This is a genomic window from Caballeronia sp. GACF4, assembly GCF_023631025.1.
GTDB lineage: Bacteria > Pseudomonadota > Gammaproteobacteria > Burkholderiales > Burkholderiaceae > Caballeronia.
Genome location: NZ_JALQDW010000026.1, coordinates 204,546 through 223,811, shown reverse-complemented (window position 1 = coordinate 223,811; position 19,266 = coordinate 204,546). Strand labels below are relative to the sequence as shown.

Below are 19,266 nucleotides of genomic sequence, written 5' to 3'. Positions count from 1 at the left end.
TTGAATCCGTTTCAGCGCACCACCTTGCCGCCCGCGGCCACCGTCACCGCGATGATGAGCACGCCATACACGATGGAGCGCACGCCCGCATCCGCACCTACCGCGTTGAGCACGGCATTCGTGAGAAAGAGGAACATGGATGCGCCCCACACGCCCGTGATGGTCGGCTTGCCCCCTGTCACGAGCGTGCCGCCGATCACGACCACCGCAATCGATATGAGCATGTACTCCACGCCCATGTCGAGCGATGCGCCGCCCGATACCGAAGCGAGCAGCAAGGCCGTGAGCGCGGCGATCATCGAAGAAAGCACGTACGCGATGCAGCGCGTGCGATGCACGTTCACGCCCGCAAGCCATGCCGCGCGCGAGTTCTGACCGATAGCGGAAAGCTGGCGCCCATACACCGCGCGATGCAAGAGCACGCCCAGCACGAGGGATAGAACCAGCGCCACGAGCGCGATATACGGCACGTTGAGGAAGCGTCCCGTCGCAAAGGCTCCGAGCGCGGGAGGCGGCGGCGGCAGTTGCCGTCCTTGCGTGATGGCGACCGACTGAATGATGAAGCTCGACGACAGCGTGGCGATGATCGGCGGAATGCGCAGCAAGCGAATCAATGCGTAATTCACGAGGCCGATCACGATCCCCACGCCCAGCACCGCCGCAATGCCGAGTGCAATGCCGCCGTTCGTGCCGCCCATCACGTGCATGCCGACGACGCCCGCAAGCGCTATCGTCGATGGCACCGACAAGTCGATATTGCCCACGCCCGACGTGATGACGAGCATCTGCCCGAGCCCGACGAGCACCATGAAGACGCCGTAAGTGAGCGCGGTCTGCGCGACATTGCTCGCAATGCCGAAGCCGAAGATCACGACGATGGCGAACCACACCAGCACCGCGCCGACGAATGACCAGGCCCAGGGCGCCTGAATGCTCTTGAGGCGCGTCCAGGTGCTTCCATTCTTGTCCGCGAGTGTGTTCATCGGCGCTCTCCACGTTGCAGCAGCACGCGCAACGAAAGCACGACGATGAGAATCGCGCCTTGCATGCCGACCTGCCAGTCCGACGAAATGTTGAGGAACGCGAGGAACGATGCCGCGAGCGTCAGCGTGATCGCACCCAGCACCGCGCCGATCACCGACACGCGTCCACCGACGAATTCGCCGCCGCCGAGGATCACGGCCGCGATGGAAAGCAGCGTGTAACGCAGTGCAAGGTTGGCATCGGCGGAAGTGGTGAGACCGAGCAGCGACAGACCCGACAGCACCCCGAACACGCCCGCTATGCCATACAGTGTCGCCTTGCTGCGCACGAGCGACCAGCCGAAGCGGCGCATTGCGCGCGGGTTGCCGCCCGCACCGCGAATGCGCACGCCCGCCGACGAGCGCATGAGCAGCAAGTGACCGATGATCGCGATCAGCACCGACCACACGATAGGCGCGGCGATGAAGGGCGTCTGATAATTCATTGCGTTGCCGAGCCACGTGGGACTCGTGCCGCCAGGCGACGGCAAGAGCACGATTGCAAGGCCGCTCCACACGAACGAAAGCCCGAGCGTGACGACGATAGACGGTATCTGGCGCAACTCGATGAGCGCGCCGACAGCCGCATATGCGAGCACGCAACCGACGAGCGTCAACGCGCCGAGCCACGGCGTCTTTACGAGCAGCGTCGCGCCGATGCACGCGACGAGACTCACGAATGGCCCGATGGAAAGGTCGAGGTCGTTCACGGTGATGATCGCAAGCTGCGCAAGCGTGGCGAGCACGATCGGCACGGCGAGATTCAGCAGCAGGCTGGAACCGAAGTAACTCATCACCGTGGGCTGCATGACGAGAATCGGCACCAACACGGCGACGAGCGAGATGGCGGGAAGCAAGGCGCGCAAACGTGCTTGCGTATTCGATGCGTTGGCGCGGGTGTTACTACTGGCGGGCGTCATGCTGCTTGCTCCTCGAAACTCGCCGCGAGCAGCGCTTCTTCCGTGCATTCGTCCGCATGCAGCACACGCGTGACGTGACTCGAACGGAACACGTAAGTGCGGTCGCAGTGCGACAGTTCCTCGTTTTCGGTCGTGTACCAGATGAACGTGCGGCCTTTCGCGGCTTCCGCATGCACGAGCTGATAGATGTCGCGTTTCGTGCCGACATCGACGCCGCGTGTGGGATCGTCCATCAGGATGAGTTCTGCATTCGATGCAAGCGCGCGGGCAAACAGCACCTTCTGCTGATTGCCGCCCGAGAGCGACAGAATGCCCGCGTTCATCGACGCACCGCGTATGCCGATCTTCGCGCGCCATGCTTCGACCACTTCACGGGCCGCCGCGAGATCGACCAGACCGCGCGCGCGTTTCATGCCGCCCGCAAGCCAGCGCAAGTCCAGATTCTGCGCAATCGACCACACCGGGAAAACGCCGTCGCGAGCGCGATCGCCCGCCACGAAAGCGACTTTCGCATTATTCGTCGCGGCTTCGTAGATGGCGAGCAACGCTTCGGTCTGCCCTTGTCCCGCAAGTCCCGCAAAGCCGACGACTTCGCCACGCGCGGCATCGACGGATGTCTCGCGTTTGGCACCCAGCGTCCAGCGAAAATGCCGCTCGTCATTGCGCGCGTTCTGTTCGCGCACCGTGCCCGGCGTCTTGTCGGCTTCGAGATGCTGCCCCATCGCCTGGATGATCGATTCGCGCTTCGCATCGTCACGGCCCAGCACGCTGACGATACCGCCATCGCGCATGACCATCACGCGGTCCGCCACGCGCTCTATTTCGCCCAACATATGCGTAATGAGCAGACACGTAATGCCGCTTTGCGCCGCCTTGCGCACGAACGCAAGCAACTGGTCGGCGGTGTGAGCATCGAGCGAAGACGTCGGTTCGTCGAGAATCACGAGACGCACGGGCGCATCCGTCACCGTGAAGCCGCGCGCGATTTCCACCATCTGTTGCTGCGTGAGGGTGAGATCGGAAACGAGCTCATTGCCCTTCAATCCATTGCCGGGAAAAATCTCTTCGAGCTTCTCGCGCATCAACGCCGTGGCGCGACGCCGCCAGCCGCGTCCATGCAATTGCGGGTGCACGACGCACATGTTCTCGGCGACGGTCAGGTTCGCGCATAGCGACAGTTCCTGGAACACGCAGCGCACGCCTGCATCGCGTGCGGAGTTGGCGTCGTAGCCTTCGGCATGCTTGCCGTCCACTTCGATGGTGCCCTGCGTCGGTTCGTACACGCCCGCGAGCACGGCCATCAGTGTGGACTTGCCTGCGCCGTTATGCCCGGCGATACCCACGCACTCGCCTTGCAGGAAGGTGAAATCGACATCGGCCAGCGCGCGCACGCGGCCGAACGTCTTGCCGATGCCTTCGAAGCGAATCAGCGCGGCGCGCTTACCGGCATGACCGGTGCCGCCGCTGTTACCGGTATCAAAAGTTGCACTCATTCACGTGCTCCATGTGTGGAGAAAGCGGCGCGGCCCTTGCAGGCATGCGCCGCCATGGAGATCACTTCTTGTCGAGCAGCGCGACGGTTTGCGGCAACGTGTAGGTGACATCGCTGATGCCGCCCGGTGGCGTCGCCGCGAGCTTCGCGGGCAATTCCTGTTGCGAGATTTCAAGCAGCGGCACGTTGATGGTCACTTCCTTCGGGATCTTCTTGCCTGCCAGCACTTGCTGCGCGACCCAGAAAGCAAAGCTCACCGCGCCCGGCGGATTCGACAGCGAACGCGACTGATAGCCGGCTTTCGTCTGCTCATTCCACCAGTTGAGTTCGGGATACGTGCTGCCGATAATCATCGGCGGCGTCGGGCGATTGGCTGCCTTGAACGCCTGCGCGATACCGAAGGACATTTCGCCTTCGGTCGCGACGCCATCCACTTGCGGCAGCGTCGGCAAGATACCCGCCACGGCCTTTTGCGCGACCGATTGCGTCCAGTCGCCATACACGGAGCCGACGAGCTTCATGCCCGGATGCTTCTTCATGCCTTCGAGCACGCCTTCATGCATGAGGTTGTCGACCGAGATGCCGGCCACGCCACGCACTTCGAGGATATTGCCCTTGCCGTTGAGACGCTGCGCCAGAAAATCGACGCCCTGTTCCGCCCAGCCCTTGAAGTCGAAGTTGACGCGATACGCGCAGGGTTCATCGACGATGCCGTCGAACGACACCACGACCACGCCGGCCGCGCATGCCTTCTTGATGGTGCCGTTGAGCGCGGTGGGCGAGACGGCATCGATCACGATGGCGTTATAGCCTTGCAGGATGAGGTTCTGCACCTGTTGCGCCTGCTCCGTGACCTGATTCTCCGCCGTGGTGAACGCGGGCGCGGCGGCGACCTTCTTGTCCTTGACCGCCTGCTCCGACACGGCGTTCCAGCTCTTCAGCATCGACTGCCGCCAGGCGTTGCCGCCGAAGCTGTTGGACAACGCGATCTTCTTCTGCGAGGTATCGCCGGTTGCGACTTGCGCGTGCGCACCGGTTGCGATGAGGCATGAGGCCAGCGCGAGCGCGGCCGTCTTTCCATTGCGGAACATCCTTGTGTCTCCTTTCATGTCGCCTGCTATCGTTGATTGAATTAGCGTTTTGTCAGGCCGAATGCGTATGGACGATCAGGGCGCGTTCGGCCCTCCCTCTGTGTCGAGGGATAAAGAATGGCACGACTGTTCGAGAACATTGCGGGCGTTGCGCGGGGCGAGGCCGAGGGTTTGAAACGACATCATGATCACACGCCTTTCGTAAGCGCACGGGCGCGAATGCCGGTGCGATGCTTGCCAGGAGTTGCCATTACCTTTGTCTGTCGCGGTCAGGCCAATTGCAGTGGTCAGGCCACTATACCGCCGAGGCAGTATAACGACTGCCTTTGGCTCGCGCAATTCGATTAACGGAACGGGTAAGGAGATGTCTCCGCGAGCGCGGAGCGCGGGCAACGCCGCGCCTGACGAAGATAAGCCTAGCGCGAACGCAAGCGCCGCTCGACCGCGCGGGTCGCAAGCGTCACCGGATAGCAATAAACGAAGAACAACGCGAGCGCGCTCATGTACATGAGCACGGTGAAGCTCGAATGCGCGACCGTCGTGCTGGCGATCTGCGCGGTATCGAGCACGTCGTGAATGCCGACGAGCGATGACAGCGCCGTGCCCATCGTGATGATCGCGTAGACGTTCATCCACGGCGGCAGCATGCGGCGCATGCATTGCGGCAGCACGATCAGCAAGAGAATCTGCCGGCGCGACATGGCGAGCGAACCGGCGGCATCCCATTGCGTGGAGGGAATGGACTGCACCGCGCCGCGAAATACCTCGGCAATATTCGCGCTCGCCGGCAGCGCGAGCGCCGCAACCACCTTGAGCCAGTCGGGAAACGGCACGATATGTCCGCCGAGATCGAACTCGAACGGAAACACATAGGTCGTGAAAAAAATCAGCACGAGCCACGGCGCATTGCGAAACGCCTGCACCCAAAGCCGCGCCGCCCGGCCGACGATACCGCGAGCCAGCGAGAGCGAACCGACGAACACACCCAGCACCGTGCCGAATGTCAACGCGCCGATGCTCACCGCGACATTGATTGCGAAGCCGTGCAGCAACGCGGGGAGCCATCGAACGAAATCGGCAAGCAGTTGCGCGCCGGGAATATCGCGCGGCGCCATGAGCCATAGCACGAGCGCGGCCACGGCGATAGTCGCGCCCGCATAGGCGCCGGGTCTATCGCTGACCATAACCGGGCACCGCAAGCCGCCGCTCTATCCAGCGGCCCGACACGTTGACGAGCGCCGTGAGCGCGTAGAAGAACGCGAGTATCAGCAGCATCAACGCGAGTACGTTGTCGCGCTGCGTCCAGATCATGATCGATTGATACGTGATGTCTCCGACCGCGATAGCCGATGCAATCGCCGATGCCTTGACCAGTTCCACCGCATTGTTGACGAGCGCGGGCAGCGCCGCGCGTAACGCCAGCGGCAACTCCACGCGCAAGAAGCGCGTCTTGCGCGAGAAGCCGAGCGAGTCCGCGCCTTCGAGCGTTTCGCGCGGCAAGGCATCGAAACCGGCGCGCAGCGCTTCGGCATGAAACGCGCCCTTGTTGATCGAAAGCACGATCACGACCCACAGAAATGGTTTGAGCGGATTGTCCGCGCCATGCGCCTGCAGATGCTGCGTGATGAGCGTATTGAGCACGAGAAACGCGCAGTACAGTTGCACGATGGTCGGCGTATTGCGCGTGAGTTCGATCACACCGCGCGCAATGCCTTCGAGCAACGCGCTGCTCGAACGCAACGCCACGAGCAAGACCACGCCGACGATTGCGCTGCCGAGCAGCGTCGCCGCAACGATGCCGATCGATAAGCCGATGCCGCTCACGAACGACGCGCGATCGTAGCTATCGAGCAGAAAGCGGTAGTCGAGTCCCGCGTGCTGCGCGCGTGCAATCAACTCGTGCGCGAACGATGTCATTTCGACGACACCTGCGTCGTGTGCCATTGCGCGAGCGCGGGCGATGGCGGTGTGAGACCGTTCTTCGCTTCGACATCGATCAGCCAGCCTGTGCGATGCCAGTCGCGCACGAAGCTATCGATACGTGCGGCCGTGTCCTTTTCGCCCTGCCGCACCCAGATCACCGAAGGCGCGGGCGCGAGTTCGGGCTGCAAGGTTCGATACGCGCGCCACTCGGGATCGCGCTGTTGCAGCGGATAGAGCAGCGGCGCGGCATCGTGAACCGCAGCCACGCAGTTGCCGCCCTTCAGCGCGAGCAAGGACTCGGCCGCGCCGGGAAACGCGCGCGGAATCGCGCCATACTTTTCGACCACGGGTTTAATGTAGCTGCTGCCCTGCGAGATGCAAACCGGTTTGCCGCGCAGATCTTCCCAGCGCGTGATGCCGCTCGTATTCGCCGTGATCGCCGTGCCGCCCACTTGATAGTAAGGCGTCGCGACATGATCGAGAATCTCGCCGCGCTGCTCGGTGAATTCCATGTTGGCGACGAGTATGTCCACCTTGCCCTGCTGCAAGAACTGCACGCGCGTGGAAGGCTGCACTGAGACGAGTTGCGCGTTCACGTTCAGACGCTTCGCGATGTCCTGCGCCAGATCGACATTGAAGCCGCGCAGCTTTTGCGTGGCTGGATCGATGGAACCGAATGGACCGCCTGTGATCATCACGCCCACGACGATCTCATGACGCGAGTCGATGCGATCGAGCGTGGCATCCGCGTGCGCCGTTCCTGCGCTAATGCTTGCGAGAGTCAGCGCGGCGAGCGTCGCGCGCTTGAGCGTGAAAAGAAGAGAAGATTGAAGCGATACGGCATATGACATCGAAGCCTCGGCTTGCATGTTCGAATTGCGGGACACGCTAGCGTAGGCACAGCGCCGCGCGCTGCAAACGAATCTGATCTGCTAAGGAAAGCACGCGCCGAGAAAAGCGCCGTCACGCCGCATATAAGGTTGTGAAGATTGCTTCGTTCGGAAAGCATCGCGCCATTCCTACAATGGGCCTCTCACCCAAGAGGTAGCGCCGAAGCGCCCGAATGATTCCACTTTCTAGCCACGCATGATGTCTCTCGTCTACGGGCGCGCCGTCGCCAGACTCGATATGGAACCGCCAGCGGGCCTCGTCACAATGCGCGACGTCCATCTGTCGTATGGGACCACGCCCGTGCTGCGCGGTATCGATCTGAGCGTGAAGCGCAATCAGGCCGTATCGATCATCGGGCCTTCGGGCTCGGGCAAGTCGACGATACTGCGTTGCATCAACGGCCTCATCACGCCCGAGCGTGGCGAAGTGCGCGTAAACGGTGTGGATGTCGCGGCCTTGACGCGCGACGAGCAGAAGATCGAATTGCGCAAGCGCATTGGCTTCGTGTTTCAGCAATACAACCTCTTTCCGCATCTCACCGCGCTCGAGAACCTCACCATCGCGCCCGTCCGAGTACTCGGCACGAGCCGCGCCGAAGCCGAACACACGGCGCGCGCATTGCTTGCCAAGGTGCGTCTCGCCGATAAAGCCCACGCATATCCCGGCGAACTCTCGGGCGGACAGCAGCAACGCGTGGCCATTGCACGCGCGCTTGCCATGCAGCCCGAACTCATTCTCTTCGACGAAGTGACCTCCGCGCTCGATCCGCAAACGGTCGGCGAAGTGCTGAACGTAATCGGCGAACTCGTGGACGAAGGCCTTACGTGTGTGCTCGTCACGCACGAGATGCGCTTTGCCGAGGACATCAGCGACCGCGTGGTCTTCACCGAAGGCGGCGTGATCGTCGAGGAAGGCACACCCGCACAACTTTTTCATGCGCCGCGCGACGAACGCACGCAGCGCTTTCTCGACAGCGCGGGCACACGCGTGCGGCGCACGCGTTCGCGCTCATCCCTGACGCTTGCATCGAATCAATCGTGACGACACCCTCCATCGCCCCTCACATCACGCAGCGCGTCGATACGCTCGTCGCTCAAACGCATGCCATTCTCGAACGCGATGGGCTCACGCGTAACGCGCTCGCCAACATCGCGGCCGCATTGCAGACACTTGCAGACCAGCCCGAGCTTTTCACCCGCGAAGCCTTTCCTCCGCCCGATCCGGCCAGTGGCGACACGTCGACGCGCTACCGTCTCAATCCGGGCAGCGATGGCATCGCGCTCTATTTGAACTCGCTGTTGCCCGGCAAGGCGACGATCCCGCATAACCACGACACGTGGGCCGTGATCGTCGCGGTGGAAGGCAGCGAGTTGAACCGCGTGTATCGCCGCACGGACGACCGCAACGACGAGGACCGCGCGAGCGTCGAGGTGGACCGCGAAGTGCTGGTCGAACCGGGCACGCCCATCGCTTTCCTGCCCGACGATATCCACAGCATCCACGTGACCGGCGAGCAGCCGACGCTGCACTTCCATCTCTACGGCAGGCCGCTCGAAACGCTCACGGGACGTCTCGGTTTCGAAAACGGCAAGATCGTTCGATACAACCAGACGCATCTGCACCATCAGACCCAGGCGGTCGGCTGATGACGGACGAGCGTACCGCGCTCGCCACGCGGCTCATGCACGCAGGTCTCGCTGGCTTCGAGAATGGCACGGCGCCGGTGAACATGCCTGTGGTACGCACGAGCACCGTGCGCTTTGCCAGCAGCGCCGACTACGAGCGGTTGCACAAACAACGCTACGATGGCGAGGATGTCGCGACTTACGGCCGTCATGGCACGGCGACGCATCGAGCGCTCGAAGCGGTGATCGGCGAACTCGAAGGCGCGGCGCACGCGTTGCTCGCGCCATCGGGTGCATCCGCGATTACGCTGGTGTTCCTGGCGTTGTTGTCGCCGGGCGATCACGTCTTGATTCAGGACAGTGTGTATGGCCCGGTGCGCGAGCGCATCGAGCCTCTGCTTGCGCGGTTCGGCATCGCAGCCACTTACTTTGCCGCGCAAGACGGGCCGCCGCGCCATGCGTTGCGCGCGACGACGCGGCTCGTCTATGTCGAGTCGCCGAGTTCGTTTCTGTATGAGGTCGTCGATCTTCCCGCGTTCGGTGCGTTCGCCCGCGAGCACGGCCTCTTGCTCGCCGCGGACAACACGTATAGCGCCGGCGTTCTGCATCGACCGCTCGAACACGGCGCGCATATCTCCATTCAGGCGACGACGAAGTACATAGGCGGACACTCGGACATCATGCAGGGTGCGGTTGCAACGAACGACCGCGCGCTTGCACTGCGTCTGCGCGATACCCACGATGCTCTCGGCCTGGCTGTCGGCGCGGACGATGCCTATCTGGCGCTGCGTGGCGCGCGCACGCTCGGCGTGCGGCTCGCGCAACATGCGCGGCATGCGCTGGCCCTCGCCGAATATTTGCAGACGGAGAGCGCGGTCGCGCGTGTCTATCATCCCGCGTTGCCGGACGATCCGTCACACGCGCTCTGGCGTCGTGATTTTCAAGGCGCGAACGGTCTCGTGTCGTTCGCATTCGCACGCGGCAAGACGCCCGATGCAACCCGCGCCTTCGTCGATGCCCTGCGTCTCTTTTCTCAAGGCGCGTCGTGGGGCGGCTTCGAAAGCCTTGCGCTCATCGCCCCTGCATCGCGGCTTCGCGTGCATGGCTATTTCACTGAAGATGCACCGGTCGTGCGGCTGCACGCGGGTCTCGAAGACCCCGCCGATCTGATCGACGATCTTCGCCGTGCCTTCCGGCTCACCTGTACCTGACCTCCCATGCCTTCATCATTTGACGCCGTGCGCTTCATCGACGCCGAAACGCTACGCCAGTGGCTCAACGACGGCCGCGAACTCGCGCTGCTCGATGTGCGCGAAGCGGGTCAGTTCGGCGAAGGCCATCCATTTTTCGCCGTACCGTTTCCCTTCAGCCGGCTCGAACTCGATGCGCCGCGCCTCCTGCCGCGCGCCGATGTGCGCATCGCGCTATGCGACGATGGCGCCAACGAAGACGCCGTGGCGCGTCGCGCGGCAGCCCGTCTGCAAGGGCTCGGCTACGGCGATATCGCGATCCTGCAAGGCGGCACGGCCGCATGGCGGCAAGCGGGCTATACGCTCTTTCGCGGCGTGAACGTGCCGTCGAAGACCTTCGGCGAACTTGTCGAACACAAATACGGCACGCCGCATGTCGGCGCCGCGCAACTGCAACGCTGGCGCGCCGAACGCGGCGGCTGTCCGATCTCGCTCATCGACTCACGCACGCGCGACGAACATCGCAAGATGGCGATTCCGGGCGCGGTGTGCGTGCCGAACGGCGAACTGGCGGCGCATATCGACGCCTTCGCGGGCTCGCCCGATACGACCATCGTCGTGCATTGCGCGGGGCGCACGCGCAGCATCATCGGCGCGCAGACCTTGCGCAATCTCGGCATCCGTCGCGATGTCTTCGCGCTGGAAAACGGTACGCAAGGATGGGCGCTCGCCGGTCTTGAGCTGGAACACGGCAGCACGCGCAGTTACGCGGACATCATCCCGAGCGCGGCAAGCGCGCACGACGAGGCCAAGGCACGCGAGCGTGCGCAAGCGCTTGCGCGACGCTTCGGCGTGATTGCGCTCGATGAGGCGAACGCGAACCAGTGGCGTCGCGATACCGCACGCACGACCTATCTGCTCGATGTCCGCACGCCGGAGGAATACGCGCGCGATGGTCTGCCCTTCGCCGCCCATGCGCCGGGCGGTCAGCTCGTGCAGGCGACGGATCAGAGCGTGGCGGTGCGTCATGCGCGTCTCTTGTTGATCGACTACGACGGCATCCGCGCGCCGGTCATCGCTCACTGGCTCGTGCAATTGGGCTACGAAGCGGCGACCGTCGACGTGGCCATCGTGTCGAAGTGGAATACGCATGCGCCCGCTGCCGCTGCGCTGGATCGAACCGATCTCCTCGAAGAAGCGCCATCCGCGAACGCAATCGTGCTCGACCTGCGGTCGAGCGCGGCGCATGAGAACGGCCGGCCGGTTGGCGCGCGCTGGACCGTTCGCCCGCGCGTCTTCGATACGTTGACCGCCTTGCATGCGCGTCTCGACACGCCGCTGGTTTTGTTTGCCGATGCAGCGTCGGAAGCATCGGCGCGTCTCGTCGCAGCCGATCTGCGCGAAGCAGGTTTCGCCAATATCGAACTCGCCGCGTTTGGGCTCGATGCGTGGGAGCAACGTGGCTTGCCCGTGGATCGCGATGCCGTGAAGTTGCCGCAAGAGACGCGCATCGACTATCTCTTCTTCGTGCATGACCGTCATGATGGCAACCTCGATTCCGCGCGCGCGTATCTCGCATGGGAGACGGGGCTGATTGCGCAATGCGAGCCGGACGAGCTCGCCGCGTTCAAGGTCGGTCGGGCGGCGGAACTCGTCTGACGCCGCTTCTCCTTACATGACGAAGCGGGTCGCGCGCTTCAGCTAGCCGGCTGTGCATCCGTTTTCTCATGGAGCCGATGCGCGTAGCGCGAGGCGTCGAAATCGGCGGGCACGTCGCCATGCATGCGCGCTTCGTGCACATCGAGGTCTTCGAGAAACAGATCTTCGCTGATGCGCCGGATCACGGCCGGTATGTCGCGCTTCATGCTCGGCACGTCGCCGACGGGCACGCCACGGCTCACGAATGCCGCCGGATTGAACACATGAATGTTCTTCAGAAACGGCGCGCTGCCCGGCGTTTTCTCGAGATATTCCAGTGCATCTCCAAGATACGGATGCGCGCCGAGGGCGTCGTCGCGTTCGTCGGCGGCAGCGTCGTATCGATCGCGCCAGAGCAGAACGTGATCGGCTATCCGCGCAAGCTCGGGCCGTGCATGCAGGTCCACCGCGTAACCCGTGCCGGCGATGACGAAATCGAACGAGAACGTTTCGTCGCCGACTTGCGCCTTCACTTGCTTGCCCGCGGCTTCGGCATGCTGCCAGGGCGCGCCGAGATGCAAATGAAAATTGTCGAAGCGCGCGACGCGATCGATCGCATCGGCGGGCGCGGTCGAACCGGCGCGTCTGAAGCGCAGGGCGAGCTTCCAGCGCGTGGCATCGGGCAGAGCGGGGAAGTTGTCGTAGGCGCCGGGATATGCCTTCGCGCGGCTCACGGGCACCGAAGGCAGCGACGCACGCCGCACGAACAGATGCACGGTGGCCGCGCCCGATTCGAGCGCGGTCGCGGCGGCATCGAAGGCCGAAGCCGCCGAGCCGATCACCGCCACCGACTTGCCGCGCAACGCGTTGAAATCGATCGCGTCGGTGGTGTGAGCGACGTGCGTGGCGGGCAGACCGGCGAGCGGCGGCACGATATTCGGCCGGCCGTTGCCCGCGACGCCATTGCCTAAAATTACCTTGCGCGCGGTTTCTACGCGCGTCTGAGTGCCTTCGTCGGTCCGCACTGAAAGATGCAGCCGGAAATGCGTGCTCAACGGTTCGATCAGCGTCAGGGTCGTGCCGTATCGAATGGGAATGGCGAGAAAGTGCCGGTACCACGCGAGGTATTCGGCCCATTGCTCGCGTCCGATGCGCTCGATATCCGCATACGACGCTTCGCCATGCCGCGCCTCGTGCCACGCCTGAAAGCTCAAACCCGGCAAACCGGCCTCGGGTCCGGCGAGATTTTTCGGCGTGCGCAGGCGATTCATCCGCGCATAGGTTTGCCAGACGCCCGCGCGCGTATCGTCAGGCGCGGCATCGATCACGCTCACCCGCCCGATGCCCGCGCGCCGCAGCCCGAACGCGAATGCCGCGCCCGTCTGGCCGCCGCCGACGATCACGACGTTATGGTCGATGCCCTCGCGGCTCGCGACCCAGTCGTCCGGATCGGGACCGATGAGGCGCAGCGTTTCGCGTGCTTGCTGATCGAAGGCTTGGGTCATGGAGCGGGGCGTCCTGGAATTGTCGGGATACCGAGTATCGAGCCTCGGATTGGCGGTGCAAACGAAGGAATCGTGCTTTTCTAATGAGCACGCCGCGAACCGCGCCCATAACCTTATGCCAATCCGCTATTTCGCTTGCGCCCCGCGCGGTGATAGCCTCGAACGCCTGGAAAACCGAAGGAAGACCGCACGACATGAAGACCTATCCCGTTCGCACCTTCGAGGACGTGCGCGAGCGCTTGCTTGCCCGCCAGGAGATCGCGCTGCTCGACGTGCGTGAAGAAGATCCGCATGCGCAGAGCCATCCGCTTTTCGCAGCCAATTTTTCGTTGACGGGTCTCGAACTCGACGTGCATGCGCGTTTGCCGCGCCGCGATGTGCCAATCGTTCTCTTCGATGCCGGCGAAGGTCTCGCCGTGCGCGCCGCCGACAAGCTCGACGCGCTCGGCTACACGAACATCGCGCTGCTCGCAGGTGGTCTCGATGGCTGGATTCGCGCGGGCGGCGAAGTCTTTCGCGATGTCAACGTGCCGAGCAAGGCCTTCGGCGAGTTCGTCGAAGCGAAGCGTCACACGCCTTCGCTTTCCGCTGAAACGCTCGACGCGCTGCAAAAGAACGGCGACGATCTCGTCGTGCTCGACGCACGCCGCTTCGACGAATATCAGACCATGAACATTCCGGGCAGCGTGAGCGTGCCCGGCGCGGAACTCGTGCTGCGCGCACGCGCGCTCGCGCCCGATCCGGCTACGCGTATCGTCGTGAATTGCGCGGGGCGCACGCGCAGCATCATAGGCGCGCAATCGCTCGTGAATGCAGGGCTGCCGAACAAGGTGGCGGCGCTGCGCAATGGGACCATCGGCTGGACGCTCGCGGGGCAGACGCTGGAACACGGCAGCAAGCGCCGTTTCGAGGATGACAGGGGACGCGCGCCTCGCGATCTGCAAGCGTCACGGCAGGCCGCGTTTGCCCTTGCGCAACGTGCAGGCGTTCGACGTTCCTCGCTCGATGAAGCCGCGCGCTGGGCGCGCGATACGTCGCGCACCACGTATCGTTTCGATGTACGCACGCCAACCGAATACGAAGCCGCGCACGCGCCCGGTTTTCAGAGCGCGCCGGGCGGTCAGCTCGTGCAGGAAACGGAGATGTTCGCGCCGGTGCGCGGCGCGCGCGTCGTGCTCTTCGACGATGACGGCGTGCGCGCCAACATGACCGCCTCATGGCTCGCGCAGATGAACGTCGAAGCGTATGTCGTCGATGAAGCCGGCCCCGATGCGTTGACCGAGAGCGGCCCGTGGCGTCCCGAACGGCCCGCGCCCGCTCCCGTGCCGACCATCGCGCCGAAGGAATTGTCGGCTTTACTCGACGATCCCGCGAGCGGCGTCGTGTTGCTCGACGTTGCACCGAGCGCAAACTACGTGAAGGCGCATATCGTCGGCGCGCACTGGATTCTGCGTTCGCGCATCACGCCCGCTCACGACGATCTGCGCGACCTTCCCGATGCGAAGCGCTACGTCGTCACATGCGGCACGAGCGCGCTTGCGCCCTACGCCGCAGCTGAAATCGCGGCGCTCACGAACAAACCCGTGCATGTGCTCGAAGGCGGCAACGCCGCGTGGGTGCGCGCCGGTTTGCAGACCGAAGGCGGGGAAGCACGGCTTGCGTCGCCACGCATCGACCGGTATCGCCGTCCGTATGAAGGCGTGGGCAATGCGCGCGAAGCCATGCAGGCTTATCTCGACTGGGAATACGGCCTCGTCGCGCAACTGGAGCGCGATGGCACGCATGGGTTCTTCGTGGTGTGATGCCTGGAGAAAGGCGCGTGGTCGGTTCTCATGACGACGCGCCTTTGCGCAATGGCCGCGAACGGTGTTCTATATCAATGTTGGGGTTCCAAGCTGCGTTGGTTTTGGATCGCGGGGCATGTTCGTGTTCGCTCGATGAACCCGAGCCGAGGTTGGCATGACATCGTCTCGTACGTTTTCATGCGTGAGTACCGAACAGCGTACAACCCCAGCCCTCACGACCGCCGCAGAACCCGCGACAAAACCTCCTCCTCCAACTCCGCAAACCCTTCCGCCGCACGCGAGCGCGGACGCGGCAGCGCCACTTTCGTATCCAGCGTGATACGCCCTTCCTCGATCAGCACCACGCGGTCGCCAAGCGACACCGCTTCCTGCACGTCGTGCGTGACAAGCAGTGCGGTGAATCGATGCTCCCGCCACAGCCGTTCGATCAACCCGTGCATTTCGATGCGCGTCAACGCATCGAGCGCACCGAGCGGTTCATCGAGCAGCAGCAAATCCGGCCGATGCACCAGCGCCCGCGCCAGCGCCACGCGTTGCCGCTGACCGCCCGACAACTGCGAAGGCCAGTCGCGTTCGCGCTCGGAAAGGCCCACTTCGGCAAGCGTCGCGCGGGCTTCGTCACGCGCCGAACGCGGCAGACCGAGCATCACGTTGTCGAGCACGCTCTTCCACGGCAAAAGACGCGCGTCCTGAAACATGATGCGAACCTGCAACTCGGCATCCGGCGTAGCGGCCCGGCGTTGCAGCACGCCAGCCGTGGTCGCTTCGAGGCCGGCGATCAGCCGCAGCAGCGTGGACTTGCCGCAGCCGCTGCGTCCGACGATCGACACGAAACTGCCGCGCTCGATCGAAAAATCGAGCTTCGACAACACCGTGCGCTCGTCGAAACGCTTCTCCACGCCTTGCAGCGATACCGCGAGATCGCCCTCCGTCGCACGCACGACCGAGCCTGGACGAGGAGCATGACGCGCGATAACGCCACGTTCGAGAGTGGGATTCACCGTGCTCATGTGCGCGCCTTGGTCTGATAAGCCGGATGCCAGCGTAGCGTGACGCGCTCGATGGCCCTTGCCGCCATGTCGGCGAGCTTGCCGAGCAGCGCGTAGAGCAGAATGCCGACGAGCACCACATCGGTCTGCAAAAATTCGCGGGCGTTCATCGTCATATAGCCAATGCCCGATTGCGCCGAAATGGTCTCGGCGACGATCAGCATTACCCACATCAGCCCGAATGCGAAGCGCACGCCGACGAGTATGGAAGGCAACGCGCCCGGCAAGATCACATGCCGATACAACGCCATGCCCGACAGCCCGTAGCTGCGCGCCATCTCAATGAGATCGCGATCCACCGAACGAATGCCGTGATACGTGTTCACGTAGATGGGAAAGAACACGCCGAGCGCAACCAGCACGAGTTTCGCTTCCTCGCCAATGCCGAACCACAGGATCAGCAACGGAATCATCGCGAGTGCAGGGATGTTGCGGATCATCTGCACAGTCGAATCGAGCGCGACTTCCGCAGGCTTGAAAAGCCCCGTGGCCAGGCCGAGCACGAAGCCGGTGGCGCCGCCCATCGCAAAGCCCGCCAGTGCACGCCACGCACTGACCTTCACGTTGGCCCACATGTCGCCGGACAAGATGAGCGCCCACGCCGCCTTCACCACGGCGAGCGGTTCGGGCAGCACGCGCGAAGAGAGACCGCCCGTGCGCGCCGCCGCTTCCCATGCAACGAGAATCAGCAGCGGCACGATCCAGGGCAGCGCCTTTGCACCGATGCCGCCCAAAGCCGATCGAGCAGATTGATTTGCCATGACGATACTCAGCTTTGCGCGACCTTCGGCAGTTCGGACGTGCCGATCACTTCGCCGAACGGCCCCGAGAGCGGCCCGTTCACCGCTTCTTTTTGCTGGCGCGGCAAGAGCGGGAACACGAGTTCGGCGAACCGATACGACTCTTCCAGATGCGGATAGCCCGAAAGAATGAAGGTATCGATACCGAGTTCCGCGTACTGCTTCATGAGACCGGCGACCTGTTCCGGATTGCCGACGAGCGCCGTGCCCGCGCCGCCGCGCACGAGGCCGACGCCCGCCCACAAATGCGGATACACCTCGAGCTTATCGCGACTACCGCCATGCAACGCGGCCATGCGGCGCTGTCCTTCCGAATCCATTTTCGCGAACGACGCTTGCGCGCGCTGAATGGTTTCATCGTCGAGCTTGCTGATGAGGCGGTCCGCGTCGGCCCAGGCTTCCTTTTCGGTTTCACGCACGATCACATGAAGGCGAATGCCGAACTTGATGCTGCGGCCTTCGGCGGCAGCGCGCTTGCGGATGTCCGCAAGCTTCTTCTCGACTTCGGCGGGCGGCTCGCCCCACGTGAGATAAGTGTCGATATGCTTGGCCGCAATCTCGTGCGCAGCCGGCGACGACCCACCGAACCATAGCGGCGGATGCGCCTTCTGCACCGGCGGATACAGCACCTTGCCGCCTTGCGAACGCAGATGCTTGCCGTCGAAATCGATACTGCCGCTGTCGTGAGACTTTTCGAGCAGACCGCGCCAGATGCTCAGGAACTCGTCGGTGATTTCATAGCGCGTGTCGTGGCTTTCGAAGACGCCATCGCCCGCGAGTTCGGTCGGGTCGCCGCCCGTCACCACGTTGATAAGCAAGCGCCCGTTGGAAAGCCGGTCGAACGTCGATGCCATGCGCGCCGAGAGCCCCGGCGTACTCAAGCCCGGCCGGATCGCGACGAGAAACTTGAGGCGCTTGGTGGCGGGAATCAGGCTTGAAGCCACGACCCAGGCGTCCTCGCAAGAACGGCCCGTCGGCAAGAGCACGCCTTCGTAGCCGAGCGTGTCGGCGGCGACCGCGATCTGGCGGAAGTAGTCGTAATTAGCGGCACGCGCGCCTTGCGACGTGCCGAGATAACGACTGTCGCCATGAGTTGGAATGAACCAGAAAACATTCATCGGGAGGTCTGCCTTTCGAATTCGTTGTGTCGTGAAGACGGGCATGCGGCTACGAGAAACAGCCCGGCGCTCGGGTCAGTCTAGCGACGCGGCAACGCTTGCCCAACCATCGATTCACGCTAAGAATGTGCGCGAAACTGCTAACCCGAATCTACTGAGAATTACGCGACGTTCCAGCGCGCTTCGGTGACGTCGAGCTTCTTCGGAATGAGCTTGAGGTTGCTGAATACGTCGGCGATCTGCTGCTGATATTCGAGCGTTGCAGGCGCGACGCTCTGCACGCCGTAAGCCGTCCGTTTCAGCGCGACTTCGAGAATGCCCGCATCGAGACCGACGAGGGGCGCGAGTTGCGTGGCGACGGCAGGGATGTTGTCGCGCGCCCAGCGATCGACCAGATCCAGTTCTTCGAGCACGGCGCGCACGAGTTGCGGTTGCGCGGTCGCGAACTTGCGCGTGGCGAGGTAGTACTGGATGTTGCGCACGAGGTTCGTGCCATCGGTGATTTGACGTGCGTTCGCCTGCTTCTCGGCGGCGGCGAGATACGGGTCCCAGATCGCCCATGCATCGACGCTGCCTTGCACGAAGGCGGCGCGTGCATCGGCGGGGGCGAGATAGATGGGCTGGATATCCGTGTAGGCCAAACCCGCTTTCTTGAGCGCTTCCACGAGCAGATAGTGAACGTTGGAGCCTTTGTTCAGCACGACTTTCTTGCCGCGCAGCTCGGCCACCGTTCGAATGGGCGAATCCTTCGGCACGACGATGGCTTCGGCGCGCGGCGCGGATGGCTCGTTGCCGACATAGACGAAATCGACACCCGCGGCTTGCGCGAAGATCGGCGGCGTTTCACCGACGGTGCCGATATCCACCGCGCCCGCGTTGAGCCCTTCGAGCAATTGCGGACCAGCGGGAAATTCGAGCCATTGCACGGTGACGCCTTGCGCCGCAAGCCGCTTGTCGAGCGTGCCGCGTGCCTTCAACACCACGAAGTTGCCGTACTTCTGATAGCCGATGCGCAAGGTCTTGCCTGCATCGGCGGCAAAGAGGCGGCTCGACGCGAAGGCGCCTGCGCTGACGGCGGCCAGTTGCGCGAGCGCACGCCGGCGCGACAGCGAGAGAGAACGATCGGACATGCGGAGTTCCTTGGGATAGGGTCGTAAAGCCGAAGCAGACAGGCGCCAGAGCGTCTTCAGAAAAGAC

17 protein-coding genes are annotated in these 19,266 nt (G+C 63.5%); 5 read left to right on the top strand and 12 right to left on the bottom strand.

What is annotated here, in order from left to right:
• Positions 1 to 11: 11 nt before the first annotated feature.
• From NCR40_RS24910 to NCR40_RS24880, 7 genes are all read right to left on the bottom strand, one after another.
• Complete coding sequence (locus NCR40_RS24910) at positions 12 to 983, bottom strand: ABC transporter permease (RefSeq protein WP_250469234.1); 972 nt, start codon at positions 981 to 983, stop codon at positions 12 to 14.
• Positions 980 to 1,942, bottom strand: coding sequence for an ABC transporter permease (locus NCR40_RS24905; protein ID WP_250469233.1), 963 nt, complete (start codon positions 1,940 to 1,942; stop codon positions 980 to 982). Before NCR40_RS24905 ends, NCR40_RS24910 begins: the two co-directional genes overlap by 4 nt.
• Positions 1,939 to 3,435 (bottom strand): sugar ABC transporter ATP-binding protein, encoded by a 1,497-nt coding sequence (locus tag NCR40_RS24900; RefSeq protein WP_250510975.1) that lies wholly within the window; start codon positions 3,433 to 3,435, stop codon positions 1,939 to 1,941. The genes NCR40_RS24905 and NCR40_RS24900 overlap by 4 nt, the downstream gene beginning before the upstream one ends.
• A 61-nt stretch (positions 3,436 to 3,496) precedes the next feature.
• Positions 3,497 to 4,525: an ABC transporter substrate-binding protein gene (locus NCR40_RS24895; RefSeq protein ID WP_250510974.1), complete on the bottom strand. Its 1,029-nt coding sequence runs from the start codon at positions 4,523 to 4,525 to the stop codon at positions 3,497 to 3,499.
• Positions 4,526 to 4,941: 416 nt separating this feature from the next.
• On the bottom strand, positions 4,942 to 5,709 hold the full coding sequence (locus NCR40_RS24890; RefSeq protein WP_250469230.1) for an amino acid ABC transporter permease: 768 nt from the start codon (positions 5,707 to 5,709) through the stop codon (positions 4,942 to 4,944).
• Positions 5,696 to 6,469 carry an ABC transporter permease subunit gene (locus NCR40_RS24885; protein ID WP_404989385.1) on the bottom strand — a complete coding sequence of 258 codons (774 nt, stop codon included), beginning with the start codon at positions 6,467 to 6,469 and terminating at the stop codon, positions 5,696 to 5,698. The genes NCR40_RS24890 and NCR40_RS24885 overlap by 14 nt, the downstream gene beginning before the upstream one ends.
• Positions 6,439 to 7,299, bottom strand: coding sequence for a transporter substrate-binding domain-containing protein (locus NCR40_RS24880; RefSeq protein ID WP_250510973.1), 861 nt, complete (start codon positions 7,297 to 7,299; stop codon positions 6,439 to 6,441). Before NCR40_RS24880 ends, NCR40_RS24885 begins: the two co-directional genes overlap by 31 nt.
• Positions 7,300 to 7,534: 235 nt before the next feature.
• On the opposite strand from NCR40_RS24880, the gene NCR40_RS24875 reads away from it, so the two are divergent.
• The 4 genes from NCR40_RS24875 to NCR40_RS24860 are packed head-to-tail and all read left to right on the top strand — an operon-like array spanning position 7,535 to position 11,813.
• Positions 7,535 to 8,380: an amino acid ABC transporter ATP-binding protein gene (locus tag NCR40_RS24875; RefSeq protein WP_284503464.1), complete on the top strand. Its 846-nt coding sequence runs from the start codon at positions 7,535 to 7,537 to the stop codon at positions 8,378 to 8,380.
• Positions 8,374 to 8,985: a cysteine dioxygenase family protein gene (locus NCR40_RS24870; RefSeq protein WP_404989404.1), complete on the top strand. Its 612-nt coding sequence runs from the start codon at positions 8,374 to 8,376 to the stop codon at positions 8,983 to 8,985. The genes NCR40_RS24875 and NCR40_RS24870 overlap by 7 nt, the downstream gene beginning before the upstream one ends.
• On the top strand, positions 8,985 to 10,175 hold the full coding sequence (gene metC, locus NCR40_RS24865) for a cystathionine beta-lyase (RefSeq protein WP_250510972.1): 1,191 nt from the start codon (positions 8,985 to 8,987) through the stop codon (positions 10,173 to 10,175). Before NCR40_RS24870 ends, metC begins: the two co-directional genes overlap by 1 nt.
• Before the next feature lie 6 nt (positions 10,176 to 10,181).
• A complete protein-coding gene (locus NCR40_RS24860; RefSeq protein ID WP_250510971.1) occupies positions 10,182 to 11,813 on the top strand; it encodes a rhodanese-like domain-containing protein in 1,632 nt (543 codons plus the stop codon).
• 38 nt (positions 11,814 to 11,851) lie between these two features.
• Here NCR40_RS24860 and NCR40_RS24855 read toward each other — a convergent pair whose 3' ends face one another.
• Positions 11,852 to 13,297, bottom strand: coding sequence for an NAD(P)-binding domain-containing protein (locus NCR40_RS24855; RefSeq protein ID WP_250494494.1), 1,446 nt, complete (start codon positions 13,295 to 13,297; stop codon positions 11,852 to 11,854).
• 194 nt (positions 13,298 to 13,491) lie between these two features.
• Between NCR40_RS24855 and NCR40_RS24850 the strand changes: the two genes are divergently transcribed.
• Positions 13,492 to 15,099, top strand: coding sequence for a rhodanese-like domain-containing protein (locus tag NCR40_RS24850; protein ID WP_250510970.1), 1,608 nt, complete (start codon positions 13,492 to 13,494; stop codon positions 15,097 to 15,099).
• Positions 15,100 to 15,314: 215 nt separating this feature from the next.
• On the opposite strand, the gene NCR40_RS24845 is transcribed toward NCR40_RS24850, so the two are convergent.
• The 4 genes from NCR40_RS24845 to NCR40_RS24830 form a co-directional block, all read right to left on the bottom strand.
• Entirely contained in the window at positions 15,315 to 16,112 is a 798-nt protein-coding gene (locus NCR40_RS24845; protein WP_250510969.1) for an ATP-binding cassette domain-containing protein, read from the bottom strand.
• On the bottom strand, positions 16,109 to 16,912 hold the full coding sequence (gene ssuC / locus NCR40_RS24840) for an aliphatic sulfonate ABC transporter permease SsuC (RefSeq protein WP_250510968.1): 804 nt from the start codon (positions 16,910 to 16,912) through the stop codon (positions 16,109 to 16,111). Before ssuC ends, NCR40_RS24845 begins: the two co-directional genes overlap by 4 nt.
• A gap of 8 nt (positions 16,913 to 16,920) precedes the next feature.
• Positions 16,921 to 18,069 carry an FMNH2-dependent alkanesulfonate monooxygenase gene (gene ssuD / locus NCR40_RS24835; RefSeq protein ID WP_250510967.1) on the bottom strand — a complete coding sequence of 383 codons (1,149 nt, stop codon included), beginning with the start codon at positions 18,067 to 18,069 and terminating at the stop codon, positions 16,921 to 16,923.
• A gap of 161 nt (positions 18,070 to 18,230) precedes the next feature.
• Positions 18,231 to 19,199: a sulfonate ABC transporter substrate-binding protein gene (locus tag NCR40_RS24830; protein WP_250494491.1), complete on the bottom strand. Its 969-nt coding sequence runs from the start codon at positions 19,197 to 19,199 to the stop codon at positions 18,231 to 18,233.
• Positions 19,200 to 19,266: the final 67 nt, after the last annotated feature.

Bases quoted from the DNA above. Each gene is read 5' to 3' on its own strand.
- NCR40_RS24910 (WP_250469234.1), bottom strand. From the start codon at position 983: ATGAACACACTCGCGGACAAGAATGGAAGCACCTGGACGCGCCTCAAG.
- NCR40_RS24905 (WP_250469233.1), bottom strand. From the start codon at position 1,942: ATGACGCCCGCCAGTAGTAACACCCGCGCCAACGCATCGAATACGCAA.
- NCR40_RS24900 (WP_250510975.1), bottom strand. From the start codon at position 3,435: ATGAGTGCAACTTTTGATACCGGTAACAGCGGCGGCACCGGTCATGCC.
- NCR40_RS24895 (WP_250510974.1), bottom strand. From the start codon at position 4,525: ATGTTCCGCAATGGAAAGACGGCCGCGCTCGCGCTGGCCTCATGCCTC.
- NCR40_RS24890 (WP_250469230.1), bottom strand. From the start codon at position 5,709: ATGGTCAGCGATAGACCCGGCGCCTATGCGGGCGCGACTATCGCCGTG.
- NCR40_RS24885 (WP_404989385.1), bottom strand. From the start codon at position 6,469: ATGGCACACGACGCAGGTGTCGTCGAAATGACATCGTTCGCGCACGAG.
- NCR40_RS24880 (WP_250510973.1), bottom strand. From the start codon at position 7,299: ATGTCATATGCCGTATCGCTTCAATCTTCTCTTCTTTTCACGCTCAAG.
- NCR40_RS24875 (WP_284503464.1), top strand. From the start codon at position 7,535: ATGATGTCTCTCGTCTACGGGCGCGCCGTCGCCAGACTCGATATGGAA.
- metC (WP_250510972.1), top strand. From the start codon at position 8,985: ATGACGGACGAGCGTACCGCGCTCGCCACGCGGCTCATGCACGCAGGT.
- NCR40_RS24860 (WP_250510971.1), top strand. From the start codon at position 10,182: ATGCCTTCATCATTTGACGCCGTGCGCTTCATCGACGCCGAAACGCTA.
- NCR40_RS24855 (WP_250494494.1), bottom strand. From the start codon at position 13,297: ATGACCCAAGCCTTCGATCAGCAAGCACGCGAAACGCTGCGCCTCATC.
- NCR40_RS24850 (WP_250510970.1), top strand. From the start codon at position 13,492: ATGAAGACCTATCCCGTTCGCACCTTCGAGGACGTGCGCGAGCGCTTG.
- NCR40_RS24845 (WP_250510969.1), bottom strand. From the start codon at position 16,112: ATGAGCACGGTGAATCCCACTCTCGAACGTGGCGTTATCGCGCGTCAT.
- ssuC (WP_250510968.1), bottom strand. From the start codon at position 16,912: ATGGCAAATCAATCTGCTCGATCGGCTTTGGGCGGCATCGGTGCAAAG.
- ssuD (WP_250510967.1), bottom strand. From the start codon at position 18,069: ATGAATGTTTTCTGGTTCATTCCAACTCATGGCGACAGTCGTTATCTC.
- NCR40_RS24830 (WP_250494491.1), bottom strand. From the start codon at position 19,199: ATGTCCGATCGTTCTCTCTCGCTGTCGCGCCGGCGTGCGCTCGCGCAA.